This is a genomic window from Achromobacter sp. 77 (genome assembly GCF_020541125.1).
Classification (GTDB): Bacteria; Pseudomonadota; Gammaproteobacteria; order Burkholderiales; family Burkholderiaceae_B; genus Achromobacter; species Achromobacter mucicolens.
On record NZ_CP059848.1, the window covers coordinates 3,502,098 to 3,516,375 of the forward strand.

A 14,278-nucleotide genomic window follows, 5' to 3' on the forward strand; every position below is an offset into this window, starting at 1 on the left:
AACGGGCACATGCTTATTACCGGGCCGTCCAGGCGCCCGCGCGCGACCGCGGGCATCGCGTCACTTCGTGTAGCGCAGTTCCCTGCCGCCGGCCGTTTCGACCAAGGCGCCGTCGTCGGCCACGGTCAGGACTTTGTGCAGGGGCGCGCTGGCCGCGCCGTCCGGCACGTCGATATCGATGCGAATGGACCGGGTGGCCGGATCGATGCGGCTCACGTCCGCCTCATGCCAGCGTTCGCCAGCCGGCAACGGCACGAAGACGGCCAGGGACTTCAGCGCGCCCTCGGCGATGGGCACGCTGACGCCGTCCGCGCCTTCCGATCGGCGCGGCCCGCCGCCGTAATCGGCATCAGCCGACGACGCCGCCACATCGATGCTGACCGGCCTGCCGCGGTGATACACCCGCACCGTCAGCATGCCGGGCTCAGCGGGCAGACTGTCGGCGCGCACGCTGGCGATGGCTGAAAACGGCCGCAGCGGCGGCGTATCCAGGAAAATCTGCTTGCCGTCGGCGCGCCAGGCGCCGTGCGCGTTGATGTCGACGGCGCCATAGCTCAGGAAGTATTCAAAGCTGCCGTCGTCGCGCAGCAGCAATTCGCTGCCGACCTCCCGAACACCGACGAGGAAATAGTGCCCGGGAACGCGGATGGCTTCGGTGGATTTGTTCGCGGCCTTCGCGCCCAGGCGCCGGCCTTGCGCGGCCGGTGGCGCGCAGTCCGCCTGCAGCGTGACGCCCGCGTGCTGCAAGGTCTGCGCGAATACCGGATCGGACTGGCAGACAAGCGCCATGCGAAACGACTGCCCGGACGGCGCCACGGCCGCGTCGAACCGCGGGTGATGCCGCGCCAGCAAGGCCAGCATCCCGGGCTGGCCGGTTTCGAGCGCAACCCACGCAGGCCCACGACCCGAGGCGGCGCCGGCGTCCGGGCTCGCGCCCGCCTCCAGCAGCGCATTTGCCAGGTCCTGGCGGCCCAGCCGTATCGCAGCCGTCAGCGGCGTGTCGTCGCCGGCCACCGGCGCATCCAGGTCGGTTCCCGCGTCCTTGAACTGGCGCAGCACCTGGACCACGGTGTCGTGCCGCGCGGTGATCAGTTGCCGGCTTTGCAACAGCATCGACACGACGCGCTCGGGCAAGCGGCGTCCATCACGCGCGCATGCCGATTCGTGGCCGGTGAACCCGGCTGCATGCAGTTGCGCAAAGTAGCCGGGCTTGTCGACCAGCACGAACTCGGCGTTGTCCGGCAGACAGGCCTGCGCGATCGCCTGGCCATTCGCGGCACTCACGCGGCGCACCGTGTCGATGTCGCCTGACACCACGGCGGCGTTGAGCAACGCGTACGGGTTGGGCGCTGCCGGTAGCCGCGGGTCGTCGAACCGGGCGCCGGCGCGCAGCAGCCGATCCAGCATGGTGGCGTCCTGACGGCCGATCAGCCAATACAAGGCGCTCTCGCCGTCCGGTGCGATGGCGGCCGGGTCCGCGCCCTTGGCGAGCAGCGCGTCGACGACGGCGACGTGGCCGGACGTGGCCGCCAGCAACAGGGGCGGCGTGCCGCCCGCATCCGCCGGCTCCGCTGGCGCGGCATTCCGCCCGGCCGCCGGCGCCGGCGGATTCACCGGCACGCCAGCGTTGATCAGCATCAGGGCGAGCGCCGTATCGCTGTTTTCCAGCGCCTGGCGGATGGCGCCCGCGTCCAGGGTTTTCATGTCGAACCCCGCGTCCGCGAACATGCGCAGGACCGCCGCGCCCTGCCCGCCCGGTCGCCGCAACAGCTGCGCCACCGGCGAGTTGCCGGGATCCTGCAACGCCGCGCGCAAGGCGTCGGGCGTCATCGCGGACAAGAGATTGCGCAGCAGCGTCGTGTCCCCGGCCCGCACCGCGGCATCCAGCGCCGACTGGCGGTCATAGCCATCGCGCCGCAAGCCGGGATCGGCGCCCCCGGCGAGCAGCGTCTTGACGACGTCAGACTTACCGGCTTGCACGGCATCGGCCAGCGGCGTGTTGCCATGCGGCTCCGCGGCGTCGCCATCGACCGGCGCCCCCAGGGCCAGCAGGCGCCGCACCGTCTGCGCATCGCCGCGCTGTGCGGCCAGGTTCATGATGGGCCGGTTGCCCATCTCGGGTTTGGCGAAGAGCAGACCGTCTGAGCCCACCTGCGGGCCGCGTTGCGCAAAGGGCATGTCCGCGCGCAGCAGCAACCCGGCGGCCTCCGGGTGCCCGCCTTCGACCGCCGCCTGCGCCGCGTCCAGCCACACATCGCGTTCCCCGCTCTCGCCCCACCCCGTGGCGGGGATCGTGCGCGGTCCCTGCTCCATTAAGAACGACACCGCCTGCGCATCACCCCGGTAGGCGGCGAACGCCAGCGCGGTCAGCTCCTCTTCATAAGCGGGACGGCTGCCCGAGGCGGCCAACGCGCGCAGCGCTTCTGCCCCTTCGGTCAATTCCACCAACGGGAGCCAGCACAGGAAGTCGGCCGCCGGCCGCACCCGGCCTTGTCCGTCCGTTATCGCGCTCGACGCGGCGGCCTTGTCCGCGGCGTCCAGCGCCGCATAGGGACGGCTGGCGCCGGCGCCGAACAAGGCAACCACCATCCGCGTCATGTTCTTGCGATCGACAAGGCGCGGCAGGTAGGTCATGCGCACCGCATATTCGAAATCGCGGTTCAGCAGGAATTCCAGGGGCGTGTCGTTGGCGTCGCCGCGCTGGTCCGGGTTGGCGCCCGCGGCCAGCAGCGCCTCCATCGTCTCTGGCGAGCCGTACAGCAGGGCCAGGTGCAGCGGCGGGCGCCGCGACTCGTACGTGATGTCATCCAGCGCGGGTTTGGTGGCCAGCAATGCCGCCAGCATCCGCGCGCGGGCCGGCAGGCCGGCCTCGTGAGTCTGACGCAGTCGCGCGGAATCTTCCGGCGTCAGGTCCCAATACACGTACTGCGATCGCAGGCCGCGGGGCGGCATCAGCAAAGCGTGCAGCAACGGCACGCCGTTCAAGGCATAGTCGCCAGGGCGATCCACCTGCGCCAGCGCGGCCAGAAACGCCGCCTCATCGTTGCGGCTGACTGCCGCGAACAGCGCCTCGGTCTGCGGGGTGTCGGCGTTTTTATACTCGCGGTACGGCGACGCACAGTTGCAATCGGCGGCTGCGGCTGCGGGCGGCGTGACCGAAGGCGCGGTGGCTGCGGGCGCTGCCGCCGCCGCCACGGAGCCAACCCCCGTTGCCCATATCGCCGCGGCCAGACCGGTAGCCGCCCATTTCAGATTTCTGTCTTGGAACATCCTGCCGCCAGGGTTTGCGTGGAAAGGATTTGCGGCGCGGAAAGATCAGCTTGGGTCGCGCGTGGAACGCGTGGATTGCACCTGGACCTGCGCGCCGCCCTGCGCGAAGTTCAGGTCCAGCGGCTGGCCCGCCGATAGCGCGGCCGCGTCGCGAACAATGCGGCCCTGCTCGTCTCGGGCAATCGCGTATCCGCGCGCCAGCGTGTTCCCCGGATCCAACGCGCGCAACTGCGCGGATGCGGCGGCAAGCCGGTTGCGACGCTCGACGAGCAATCGCGCCTGGGCCTGGCCCAGACGGCGCACGGCGCCGGCCAGGCGTTCCGCCGCCCGGCCCGTGTCGGGCACGCGATGAGTGAGGCGCTGGGCCAGCAGATTGACCCGCGCGGTGCGCCGTCCTTGCGGCGCCGACCAGGCCGAGGCCAGGCGGTACTGCAGGCTGTTCAAGCGTTCGCGCTGGTGCTGCAAGCGCTGCGCCGGGGAAACGAGCTGCGCGGTGGCGCGATCCAGGCGCTGCGCCGCCCGCTCCAGCCGCCGTTGCTGGCCCCGCACCATCGTTTGCAGGGTCTGCATGACGCGGCCGAGCAATTCGGCGCGCGGCGCGCATGCCAATTCGGCCGCGGCAGTGGGCGTGGGCGCCCGCAGGTCGGATACGAAGTCCACGATGGTGAAGTCGGTCTCGTGGCCCACGCCGCTGATGACGGGGATCTCGCTGACCGCCACCTGGCGCGCCAGGTCCTCGTCGTTGAAGCTCCAGAGGTCTTCGATGCTGCCGCCGCCGCGCACGAGCAGCAGCGTGTCCACTTCGGCTCGTTCATTGGCCAGACGCAATTGGGCGGCCAGCTTGCTCGCCGCGTCCGCACCCTGAACCGGGGCCGGATAGATGATGACCGGAACCTGCGGCGCCCGCCGGGCCAGCGCCGAGAGCACGTCGCGCAGGGCCGCCGCATGCAGCGAGGTGATCACGCCGATCGCGCGGGGCAGCCGGACCGGCTCGCGCTTGCGGGCCGGATCGAACAGCCCCTCGGAAGCAAGCTGCTCTTTCAGTCGCAAAAAGGCCTCGTACAGATTGCCTAATCCTGCCCGTCGCATGGCGTCAGCCTGCAGCTGATAGTCGCCCCGCGGCTCGTACAGGGAAACCCGGGCGCGGATCTCGACCTGGTCGCCCGCCCGGGGCACGAAACCCACGGCGCTGGCGCGGCTGCGGAACATGACCGCCCGCACGGCGGCCCGGCTGTCCTTGAGCGTGAAGTACCAATGCCCGGATGCCGCCTGCGTGAAGTTGGAAATCTCTCCACGCACCCACAGCGCCGGGATGCTGCGCTCCAACAACTGCCCCACCGCTTGGTTCAACTGGGCAACTGTAAGGATTTCCCGCGCAAATGCGTTGTTTGTGACTGGGAGTTCAATTGTCATGGGGCTTTCCGATGCGAACCTGTCCACAGGGCAGGCGGAGCGGGCCGCAATGATACCGCGTCCCCAGGAATTTGCAGCAACGGCCCAGAAACGCAGCAAATTCGGAGTAAGTGCATGATTTATATATTCTTTTATGCGATAAGACGCTGCGCTCAATTGAAGCAAACAAGCGCAAGCCCTGTGCCCATAAGCCTTCTGGCTGAGTTCTACACAGAATTATCCACAGATTCTGTGGATAGTTTGGGATCGCCCCGCCTTGCCACAGGCGCGCCGCGCCGTTACAGTTTCGGCTTGTTCAGACGCCACGACGCGCCCCATCCGGCGCCTTCGGCTTCTCAGGAGTTGACGCTTTGCTTTCCATTCTGCGCGAGGCCGGCTGGCCCATCTGGCCCCTGCTGGCGACATCCGTGCTGGGCTTGGCGCTGATCTTCGAGCGCTTCCTGTCCCTGCGCCGAAGCCTGGTGATGCCGCGCGGCCTGAACGATCAGGTCGCCGATATGCTGCGCAATCACCAGGACACACCCGAATCGATCCACCGGCTGGAACGCAATTCGCCGCTGGGCCGCGTGCTGGCCGAAGTGATGCGTCATCGTCACCTGCCCCGCGAAGAGCTGCGCAACGTGGTCGAAGACACGGGCCGCGCCGTCGCGCATGATCTCTCCCGCTACATTTCCGCCATCGGCACCATCGCCGTGGTCGCGCCGCTGATGGGCCTGTTCGGCACCGTCGTCGGCATGATCGAAATCTTCGGCTCCTACACCCCCGGCGGCGGCGATCCGGCCCAATTGGCGCGCGGCATCTCGATCGCCCTGTACAACACCGGTTTCGGCATTCTTATCGCCATTCCCGCCATGATCGCGCACCGCTACCTGCGCGGCCGCGTCGACAACTACCTCAATGCGATGGAACAGGCCGCCTCGCGCCTGATCCGCGCCCTCGCGCCGGCGCGCGCCCCCCGCGAGGCCCGTCCATGAATTTCCGCGGATCCCGGGGCGATCGCGATGAGCTGGACATCAACCTGATCCCGCTCATCGACGTCCTGCTGGTCATCCTGATCTTCCTGGCGGCCACCACCTCGTTCACGCGCTTCACGCAGTTGAAGGTGACGCTGCCGCAGGCGTCCTCCGAACAGGACACGCCGCCCGCGCTGGAAGTCGCGGTCAGCCAGGATGGCCGCTACGCCCTGAACGGCACCCTGATCGACGTCTCGACCCCGCCCGAAATCGCCGAGGCCCTGCGCCAGGCCGCGGCCGGCAAGACCGAGCCGCTCATCATCATCAACGCCGACGCCCAGGCCACCCACCAGTCCGTGATCAACATCATGGAAGCCGCCCGCCTCGCCGGCATCGGCCGCGTCAATTTCGCTGCCCAGACCAACCGTTGAAAACCAGACGCGCATCACTGCTGGCCCGCCAATGGCAGCGCGGCGGCTGGCTGTCCACCGCCCTGCGGCCCCTATCCGCGCTGACCGCCTGGGCGGTGACGCGCAAGCGCGAACGCTACACCAGCGGCGCCAAGGTGGCGTACCGCGCCCCTGTGCCGGTGGTCGTGATCGGCAACATCTACGTCGGCGGCACGGGCAAGACGCCGATGGTGATCGCCACGGTCGAGAACCTGCGGGCGCGCGGCTACACGCCGGGCGTGGTCAGCCGGGGCTACGGGGTCAAGGTCGGCCCCCACCCCCGCGTGGGACTGGGCGACCTGGAAGCCGCCCGCTTCGGCGACGAACCGGCGTTGATCGCCCGCGCCACGGGTGCGCCGGTGTCCATCCACCCCAGGCGCGCCCTTGCCGCGCAGGCCTTGCTCGACGCCCATCCACGGGTGGACGTCATCGTCTCGGACGACGGCCTGCAACACCTGGCGCTGGCGCGCGACATCGAAATCGTGGTGCAGGACCAGCGCGGGGTGGGCAACCGGCGCCTGCTGCCCGCCGGCCCGCTGCGCGAGCCCGCCAGCCGGCTGGCCGACGTGGACGCCGTGGTGACCAATATCGGCACGCCCGACGCCGGTCCTGCGGTGTCCCTATCGGTGTCAGACACCGACAGCCCCCTCCCGCGCCAGGTCCAGATGTGGCTCGAACCCGGCCTGGCGCGCCATATCGGGGGACGCGACACGCAGCCGCTGTCCGCCTTTGCCGGCCAGCCCCGCGTCGCGGCCGCTGCCGGTATCGGGAATCCGGAGCGCTTTTTCACCACGCTGCGGGCAGCCGGCATCACGCTGTCCGCGACGCTCGCGCTACCCGACCACCACGACTACGCCACGTCGCCGTTCCAGGCGCTGGACGCCGACGTCATCCTCGTCACCGCCAAGGACGCCATCAAATGCGGCGCCCTGAACGATCCCCGGTTGTGGGAAGTGCCCGTGCAAGCCGCGTTCTCCGACCCGGCGCTCTTTGACTGGCTGGCCGACGCGCTGCGCGCCCGAAAAGCGCGCCCAGGCGGCGGCCAGAACGGCGGGGCCAAAAACCGGGGCCACAACCCAACGGCGTAACCGGCGGCTTGCCGCAAGCCCGACGAACCGCGCGCTGTCCGGCGGCAAAACTGTTTTAGAATCCCGGTCATGGAATCCCGCCTTCTCGACATCCTCGTTTGCCCCTTGTGCAAGGGCCGCCTCGAACACGACCGCCAGCAGGCCGAGCTGATCTGCCGTGCGGATCGCCTGGCCTTCCCGATCCGCGACGGCATTCCGGTCATGCTGGAGTCCGAAGCGCGCGCGCTGGACGACGCCGCAGCCCCCCGCTGACCGCCGCATCGTGAGCTTCATCGCCATCATTCCGGCGCGCGCCGCCTCGACCCGCCTGCCCGACAAGCCGCTTGCCGACATCGCCGGCAAACCCATGGTCGTGCGCACCGCGGATCGCGCCGCGCTGTCGGGCGCCTCGCAGATCTTCATCGCGACCGATGACCTGCGCGTGCAGCAGGCGGTGCAGGCGCACGGGCTGCGCGCCCTGATGACCCGCGGCGACCACCCCACCGGCACGGACCGATTGGCCGAGGCGGTCGAGCAACTGGCCCTGCCCGACGATGCGATCGTCGTGAACGTGCAAGGCGACGAGCCCCTCATCGAACCCGAACTCATCGACGCAGTCGCCGCCAAGCTGCAGGCCTATCCGCAGGCGGACATCGCCACCTGCGCGTGCCCGCTGGCCGACGCCGAGGCGCTGTTCAATCCCAACGTCGTCAAGCTCGTCTGCGCCGCGGACGATCGCGCGCTGTACTTTTCGCGCGCCCCCATTCCGTGGGCGCGCGACGCGCTGGCCGGCGGCGCACGCGTGCTGGCCGACGGCCTGCCCGCGTGGCATCACATCGGCCTGTACGCCTACCGCGCCTCGTTCCTGCGCCGGTTCCCCACGCTGCCGCAAGGCACGCTGGAACGCTTCGAATCGCTGGAACAACTGCGCGCCATGGAGCATGGGCACACGATCGTCGTCCATCGGGCGTCGACGCCTCCTGCGGGCGGGGTAGATACCCCGGCCGACCTGGAGCGCGTCCGCTTGATCTACAGCAAACCGATATAAGGGTTATTTCGCATGGCGCAGCCCCGCATTGGCTGCTGCGTTGCGGCATAATCCCCCGGATCACAAAAAATAAACCCCTTCAGGAGCACTCATGCGTCTCATCTTGCTCGGACCCCCCGGCGCCGGCAAAGGCACCCAGGCTGCGTTTCTAACGCAGCACTTCGGCATTCCCCAAATTTCCACCGGCGACATGCTGCGCGCCGCCGTGAAAGCGGGCACCCCGCTGGGTATTGAAGCCAAGAAGGTCATGGACGCCGGCGGCCTGGTTTCCGACGAGATCATCATCGGCCTGGTGCAAGACCGCCTGACGCAGCCCGACTGCGCCAACGGTTACCTGTTCGACGGTTTCCCCCGCACGATCCCGCAGGCCGACGCGCTCAAGAGCGCCGGCGTCAAGCTGGACTACGTCGTGGAAATCGCCGTTCCCGAAGAAGACATCATCGAACGCATGAGCGGCCGCCGCGTGCACCAGCCCAGCGGCCGCAGCTACCACGTGCGCTTCAACCCGCCCAAGACCGAAGGCAAGGACGACGTCACTGGTGAAGACCTGGTCCAGCGCGACGACGACCGCGAGGAAACCGTGCGCCACCGCCTGTCGGTCTATCGCGAACAGACCCGTCCCCTGGTCGACTACTACTCGGCCTGGGCGCAGCAGGATCCCGCCGCCGCCCCCAAGTACCGCAAGATCTCCGGCGTGGGCGCGGTCGATGAAATCAAGTCGCGCCTGTTCGAAGCCGTTCAAAGCTGATCGGCGCCTCGACGGCCCAAAGGCCTTCGGCGCCGGCCGGACGCACCGCGTTCCGGCCCTGGCCCGAAGGCCTTGTCGCATCCGGCGCCCGGCGCGCCGCCTTCCTTCCCTTGAACTGATCTGGTGGTACACACATGGAAATCGCGAACAAGGTATTCATCGTTACCGGCGGCGCATCCGGCCTGGGCGCCGGCACCGCCCGCATGCTGGTTGAAAACGGCGCCAAGGTCGTCATTGCCGACCTGCAGGACGAGCCCGGCGAAGCCCTCGCCAAGGAACTCGGCCAGCGCTACGTGCATTGCGACGTGACGCAGGAAGCCGACGGCAAGAAGGTCGTGGCCGCCGCGCTGGAACTGGGCTCGCTGTTCGGTCTGGTGAACTGCGCGGGCGTTGCCCCCGCCGCCAAGATCGTCGGCAAGAACGGCGCGCATCCGCTGGACCTGTTCCAGAAGGTCGTGTCGATCAACCTGATCGGCAGCTTCAACATGATGCGCCTGGCCGCCGAGGCCATGAGCGCCAATACGCCCGAACCCACCGGCGAGCGCGGCGTGATGATCAACACGGCGTCGGTCGCCGCGTTTGACGGCCAGATCGGTCAGGCGGCCTATGCCGCCTCCAAGGCGGGCGTGGCCGGCATGACGCTGCCCATCGCGCGCGACCTGGCCAAGACCGGCATCCGCTGCATGACCATCGCCCCGGGCATTTTCGGCACCCCGATGATCTTCGGCATGCCGCAGGACGTGCAGGATTCGCTGGCCGCCAGCATCCCCTTCCCCGCACGCCTGGGCCGGCCCGAAGACTACGCCAAGCTGGTCCACAGCATCATCACCAACGACATGCTCAACGGCGAAACGATCCGTCTGGACGGCGCCATCCGCATGCCGCCGAAGTAATCCAGCGCAATGGCCGGCCCGCCTGGGCCGGCCGTGCTGGCGGCCGGCATTCCGTCCCCATCCTCCGCGGCGATCCGGCCCGCATTCTCTTCAGTAGTCATCCATGAGCCTGTTCCGTTCGGCCGCCACGGTCAGCAGTTTCACGTTGCTGTCCCGCATTTCCGGCCTGGTCCGCGACATCCTGGTGGCCCGCGCCTTTGGCGCCGGCCCCATTACCGACGCGTTCTGGGTTGCCTTCCGCATTCCCAACCTGCTGCGCCGCCTGTTCGCCGAAGGCGCCTTCGCCCAGGCGTTCGTGCCCATCCTGGGCGCCGCGCGCAACAACCGCTCCGAAGAAGAAGTCCGCACGCTGCTGGACCGCGTCGCCCTGCTGCTGACCGCCGCATTGATGCTGGTCACGCTGATCGGCATCATCGCGGCGCCCTGGGTGGTGTCGGCGATGGCCAGCGGCCTGCGCGGCGCGGCGCGCGACACCGAATTCGGCGCGGCGGTCTGGATGACGCGGATGATGTTCCCCTACATCCTCTGCATGTCCCTGATCGCCTTCGCGTCGGGCGTGCTCAACACGTGGCGCCGCTTCGCGGTCCCGGCCTTCACGCCCGTGCTGCTGAATCTGTCCATGATCGGCGCCTGCATCTGGCTTGCGCCGCGCATGGACGTGCCGGTGTATGCGCTGGCGGTCGGCGTCATGATCGGCGGCGTGGCGCAACTGGCCGTTCAGTGGGTGGCGCTGGCGCGCCTGGGACTCACGCCGCGGTTTTCGCTGCGCTTTGGCCAGGCCTGGGCCGATCCCACCGTGCAGCGCATCCTCAAGCAGATGGCGCCCGCCACGCTGGGCGTATCCGTCGCGCAGATCTCGCTGCTCATCAACACCAATATCGCGACGTGGCTGACGCCCGGCAGCGTGACGTGGCTGTCGTTCGCCGACCGCCTGATGGAATTTCCCACGGCGCTCCTGGGCGTGGCGTTGGGCACCGTCCTGTTGCCAAGCCTGTCCGCCGCGCACGCCCGCGACGATCACGGCGGCTACAGCGCGCTGCTCGACTGGGGACTGCGCCTGGTCCTGCTCTTGGGCCTGCCCGCCGCCGTCGGCATGGCGCTGCTGTCCGATGGGCTGGTCGCCACGCTGTTCCATTACGGCGCCTTCGACGCGCAGGACGTCTTGCAGACGCGCTTGGCGGTGATCTCCTACTCGGCGGGATTGATCGGCCTGCTTGCGGTCAAGATCCTGGCCCCCGGGTTTTACGCCAAACAGGACATCCGCACGCCCGTGAAGATCGCCATCGCCGTGCTGGTGGTAACGCAGCTGCTGAACGTGGCGCTGGTCCCCACGCTGGCACATGCCGGACTTGCCCTGGCGATCGGCCTGGGCGCGTGCCTGAATGCCCTGGCGCTGTTGATCGGCCTTCGCCGCCGCGGCGTCTACCAGCCGGGCGCCGGCTGGACGGCGTTTGCCCTGCGCCTGGTGCCCGCCCTGGCGGGGCTGGCCGCGCTGCTCTGGTATGCGGACACCCGAATCGATTGGATCGCCCTGCAGGCGCATGCCGGCCAGCGCGCGCTCCTTTTGGCCGGCGTTCTGGCGGCCAGCGGCGTCGTGTATTTCGGCATGTTGTTACTGTTTGGATTTCGTCCCAGGGACTTCGGACGACGCCCGAAGCCGTAATTCCCCCTGTTTGGGCTACATTGCCATCCAAAAGCCGGCCAAACGCCGGCTTTTCGCACTAAATTCGTCAAGAATTGACAAGCCGGCCGTAATCTTTGGTAAAAAACCTTTATGATTTAAAAATTGCGACTGAGAGGACCCCCTGCTGGCCCCGGCTGGCGGGAATATGAAGTGAAGTACGCCCAAGGACAACCCATGGCGGACCAGGTGATCAATTGGCTGTTACTGCTGCGCTCTGGCAAAGCAACGGCCCAGGACTACAACGACTTCCTGGCGTGGCGAGCGGCCGACCCTGTCCATGAGAACGCCTGGCAGCAATTGACGGGCACCCTGGCGGGATCGTCGTTCGGCCGGCTTGGCGATGTTTACGCCACCGGCAGCGGCGGCGGCGTCTCGGGCGCTGCCCCCTCGCTGATCCCTCCCCCGCCCGCGGCCATCATGCCGCCCCGCCGCCGATTCCTGACTGGTGCGCTTGCGCTCGCCGGTACGGGCGCGGCCGCCGCTTACGTCGGCAACGCCTTCTACCCGCTGAACAACGTCGCCGCCGACGCAGCCACGGCAACCGGTGAACGCCGCCGCTACCTGCTGTCCGACGGCAGCCAGCTTCTGCTCGACGCCCGCAGCCGCGTCGACCTGGATTTCACAGCCGCGTACCGCCAGGTCCGTCTTCTCGATGGCGCGGTCACCGTGTCCGTCGCGCCGGACGCCCGCCGTCCGTTCCTGGTCCAGACGGCGCAGGGCACAGTCCGCGCACTGGGCACCCGCTACATGGTGCGCCAGCAGGCGCAGCGCACGGTCGTGGTCGTGCACGAGCACGAAGTCGAAGTCGAGACCATGTCGGGCGCTCACGGCACCATCCGCGCCGGCACCGGCGCCCGCTTCGACAATGCCCGCATGGACACCCCGCGCGCCGAGCTGATGGCCGAAGCCGCCTGGGAGTCCGGGTGGGTCGAAGCCCGCGGCCGCCCGCTGGCGGAAGTCATCGCCGCGCTGCGCCCCTATCGCAGCGGCACCCTGCGCGTGTCGATGGCCGCCGGGGGCCTGCCCGTGTCGGGCCACTTCCCCCTGGACGACACCGACGCCGCGCTGGACAGCCTGCAGGACCTGATGCCGATCCAGGTGCGCCGGTTCACGCCCTGGTTCGTGTCCATCAGCGTCGCGGCCTGACAACGACGGCCACGAAGGTCTGCCGGGCGCGGCGCTTTCCGTTGTATACTACGCACCGTGTTTTTATCCAGTAGGCGCCGCGAATTTTCCTCGCGTTTTCAAGAGGATCACTCGCAAGGGTTCTCCAACCCGGGAATTCTTCCCAGCAGCGCCCTCCCGCCCGGTTGACGGGCGCTCCATCGGTTAAAGCGACATTAAAAGCTTGCATTCCCCACGGGGCTTGCTACAATGTTCGACTTTGCCGAATTCAACTTACAAAGCAACATGGCCAATACCGCCCAAGCCCGCAAGCGCGCTCGCCAATCCGTTGAGCGCAACAAGCACAATTCCAGCCTGCGCTCGATGCTGCGCACCGCCATCAAGCGCGTTCGCCAATCCATCGCCGCTGGCGACAAGGCTGCGGCTGGCGAAGTGTTCCAGAAGGCCACCAGCGTGATCGATCGCGTGGCTGACAAGAACATCATCCACAAGAACAAGGCCGCTCGCCACAAGAGCCGCCTGGCTGCCGCCATCAAGGCGCTGGCCTAAGCCATTCTGCCGCCCCGGTTTTCGGGGCGTCACGAATACGGCAAATGAAGAAGGATGCCCGCGGGCATCCTTTTTTGTTGGCTGCCGGTTTTCGCGGCGGCAAGACGCCACAGGCCACTGTCCCTGTTACGCGCCCTGCGCGGCAGCCAGCTTGGCCTCGATGGCGGCCGCGGCGTCGCGCAGCGTTTCCATGAAGGCGCCGACCAGCGGATTGCCGGGACGATGCTCCGGAAACACCACGTTGACGCGGAACGGAAACGACCGCGTCAGCGGCCGGATGTGCAGCCCCCGCCCCACGAAGTCCAGCGCCGTCAGCGGATTGACGATGGCCACGCCCAGCCCCTGACGCACGAACGTGCAAACCGACACCGCCGTGGGCGTTTCCACGATGGACCGGGGCAGCACGCCCGCCTGGGCGAATGCGTCGTCGATCTGGACGCGGTAGGGATCGTTGGCGGACAGGCTGACGAAGGACTGCCCTTCGAAATCGGCCAGGCCGAGGGCCGCGCGGGCCAGCAGCGGATGGCCGTCAGGCAGCACGCAGACCTCATCGACCTGAGTCAGCAATTCCAGCCGCGTGCCGGCGGGAGCCGAATCCTGCTCGGTCAGGCCCAGATCGTAGCGCTGCGCGGTCAGCCATTCTTCCAGCAGCGGCGACTCCTGCGTTTCGACCGATAGGCTCACCCCGGGGTGGCGGCCGTGAAAGCGCAGAAACGCATCGGGCAGGATCGAATGCGAGAACGCCGGCAGCGAAATCACCGAGAGCTGCCCTTCCCGGAACGCCCGCAGACGCGCGGCGGCGGACGCCACGCGCTCCAGGCCGGCGTAGGACTGCCGCACCTCTTCGAAGAGCGCCAGCGCGGGCCTGGTGGCGCGCAGACGCCCCGCGACGCGTTCAAACAGCGCGAAGCCGATGGTCTGTTCCATCCGCGCCAGCTCGCGGCTGACGGTTGGCTGCGACGTATTCAGAAATTCCGCCGCGCGGGTCACACTGCCGGCGATCATCACGGCACGGAAGACTTCGATGTGGCGATGCGTCAGCATCCCAACTCCATATCAGGAATGAATCGATCCCGAAA

13 protein-coding genes are annotated in these 14,278 nt (G+C 68.2%); 10 read left to right on the forward strand and 3 right to left on the reverse strand.

What is annotated here, in order from left to right; translation table 11 throughout:
* Nucleotides 1-60 precede the first annotated feature (60 nt).
* On the reverse strand, nucleotides 61-3,270 hold the full coding sequence (locus H4P35_RS16145; protein ID WP_226846223.1) for an ankyrin repeat domain-containing protein: 3,210 nt from the start codon (nucleotides 3,268-3,270) through the stop codon (nucleotides 61-63).
* 45 nt (nucleotides 3,271-3,315) lie between these two features.
* Nucleotides 3,316-4,683 carry an exodeoxyribonuclease VII large subunit gene (xseA, locus tag H4P35_RS16150; RefSeq protein WP_226846224.1) on the reverse strand — a complete coding sequence of 456 codons (1,368 nt, stop codon included), beginning with the start codon at nucleotides 4,681-4,683 and terminating at the stop codon, nucleotides 3,316-3,318.
* Nucleotides 4,684-5,033: 350 nt separating this feature from the next.
* Here xseA and H4P35_RS16155 point away from each other — a divergent pair, with 350 nt between their 5' ends.
* From H4P35_RS16155 to rpsT, 10 genes are all read left to right on the forward strand, one after another.
* Nucleotides 5,034-5,657: a MotA/TolQ/ExbB proton channel family protein gene (locus tag H4P35_RS16155; protein ID WP_056324265.1), complete on the forward strand. Its 624-nt coding sequence runs from the start codon at nucleotides 5,034-5,036 to the stop codon at nucleotides 5,655-5,657.
* A complete protein-coding gene (locus H4P35_RS16160) occupies nucleotides 5,654-6,067 on the forward strand; it encodes a biopolymer transporter ExbD (protein ID WP_056562648.1) in 414 nt (137 codons plus the stop codon). The genes H4P35_RS16155 and H4P35_RS16160 overlap by 4 nt, the downstream gene beginning before the upstream one ends.
* Nucleotides 6,064-7,173 (forward strand): tetraacyldisaccharide 4'-kinase, encoded by a 1,110-nt coding sequence (gene lpxK / locus H4P35_RS16165; protein WP_226846225.1) that lies wholly within the window; start codon nucleotides 6,064-6,066, stop codon nucleotides 7,171-7,173. Before H4P35_RS16160 ends, lpxK begins: the two co-directional genes overlap by 4 nt.
* Nucleotides 7,174-7,242: 69 nt before the next feature.
* The gene (locus H4P35_RS16170) at nucleotides 7,243-7,425 is read left to right on the forward strand and encodes a Trm112 family protein (RefSeq protein WP_056324258.1); all 183 of its coding nucleotides are present in this window, start codon (nucleotides 7,243-7,245) and stop codon (nucleotides 7,423-7,425) included.
* Between the two features lie 10 nt (nucleotides 7,426-7,435).
* Entirely contained in the window at nucleotides 7,436-8,200 is a 765-nt protein-coding gene (gene kdsB, locus H4P35_RS16175) for a 3-deoxy-manno-octulosonate cytidylyltransferase (RefSeq protein ID WP_226846226.1), read from the forward strand.
* A gap of 91 nt (nucleotides 8,201-8,291) precedes the next feature.
* Complete coding sequence (gene adk / locus H4P35_RS16180) at nucleotides 8,292-8,948, forward strand: adenylate kinase (RefSeq protein ID WP_056324253.1); 657 nt, start codon at nucleotides 8,292-8,294, stop codon at nucleotides 8,946-8,948.
* Nucleotides 8,949-9,082: 134 nt separating this feature from the next.
* On the forward strand, nucleotides 9,083-9,841 hold the full coding sequence (locus H4P35_RS16185; RefSeq protein WP_226846227.1) for a 3-hydroxyacyl-CoA dehydrogenase: 759 nt from the start codon (nucleotides 9,083-9,085) through the stop codon (nucleotides 9,839-9,841).
* A gap of 103 nt (nucleotides 9,842-9,944) precedes the next feature.
* Nucleotides 9,945-11,504, forward strand: a complete 1,560-nt coding sequence (gene murJ / locus H4P35_RS16190; RefSeq protein WP_226846228.1) for a murein biosynthesis integral membrane protein MurJ — start codon at nucleotides 9,945-9,947, stop codon at nucleotides 11,502-11,504.
* Nucleotides 11,505-11,699: 195 nt separating this feature from the next.
* Entirely contained in the window at nucleotides 11,700-12,671 is a 972-nt protein-coding gene (locus H4P35_RS16195; protein WP_180098814.1) for a FecR domain-containing protein, read from the forward strand.
* A gap of 264 nt (nucleotides 12,672-12,935) precedes the next feature.
* Nucleotides 12,936-13,199 carry a 30S ribosomal protein S20 gene (gene rpsT / locus H4P35_RS16200; protein ID WP_043542310.1) on the forward strand — a complete coding sequence of 88 codons (264 nt, stop codon included), beginning with the start codon at nucleotides 12,936-12,938 and terminating at the stop codon, nucleotides 13,197-13,199.
* Between the two features lie 126 nt (nucleotides 13,200-13,325).
* Here the strand turns inward: rpsT and H4P35_RS16205 are convergent, their stop codons facing one another.
* Nucleotides 13,326-14,243: a LysR family transcriptional regulator gene (locus tag H4P35_RS16205; RefSeq protein WP_180098425.1), complete on the reverse strand. Its 918-nt coding sequence runs from the start codon at nucleotides 14,241-14,243 to the stop codon at nucleotides 13,326-13,328.
* Nucleotides 14,244-14,278 lie beyond the last annotated feature (35 nt).

What these genes read in the sequence shown, in the direction of transcription:
- H4P35_RS16145 (WP_226846223.1), bottom strand. Translation starts at nt 3,270, where the DNA reads ATGTTCCAAGACAGAAATCTGAAATGGGCGGCTACCGGTCTGGCCGCG.
- xseA (WP_226846224.1), bottom strand. Translation starts at nt 4,683, where the DNA reads ATGACAATTGAACTCCCAGTCACAAACAACGCATTTGCGCGGGAAATC.
- H4P35_RS16160 (WP_056562648.1), top strand. Translation starts at nt 5,654, where the DNA reads ATGAATTTCCGCGGATCCCGGGGCGATCGCGATGAGCTGGACATCAAC.
- H4P35_RS16170 (WP_056324258.1), top strand. Translation starts at nt 7,243, where the DNA reads ATGGAATCCCGCCTTCTCGACATCCTCGTTTGCCCCTTGTGCAAGGGC.
- adk (WP_056324253.1), top strand. Translation starts at nt 8,292, where the DNA reads ATGCGTCTCATCTTGCTCGGACCCCCCGGCGCCGGCAAAGGCACCCAG.
- H4P35_RS16185 (WP_226846227.1), top strand. Translation starts at nt 9,083, where the DNA reads ATGGAAATCGCGAACAAGGTATTCATCGTTACCGGCGGCGCATCCGGC.
- murJ (WP_226846228.1), top strand. Translation starts at nt 9,945, where the DNA reads ATGAGCCTGTTCCGTTCGGCCGCCACGGTCAGCAGTTTCACGTTGCTG.
- H4P35_RS16195 (WP_180098814.1), top strand. Translation starts at nt 11,700, where the DNA reads ATGGCGGACCAGGTGATCAATTGGCTGTTACTGCTGCGCTCTGGCAAA.
- rpsT (WP_043542310.1), top strand. Translation starts at nt 12,936, where the DNA reads ATGGCCAATACCGCCCAAGCCCGCAAGCGCGCTCGCCAATCCGTTGAG.
- H4P35_RS16205 (WP_180098425.1), bottom strand. Translation starts at nt 14,243, where the DNA reads ATGCTGACGCATCGCCACATCGAAGTCTTCCGTGCCGTGATGATCGCC.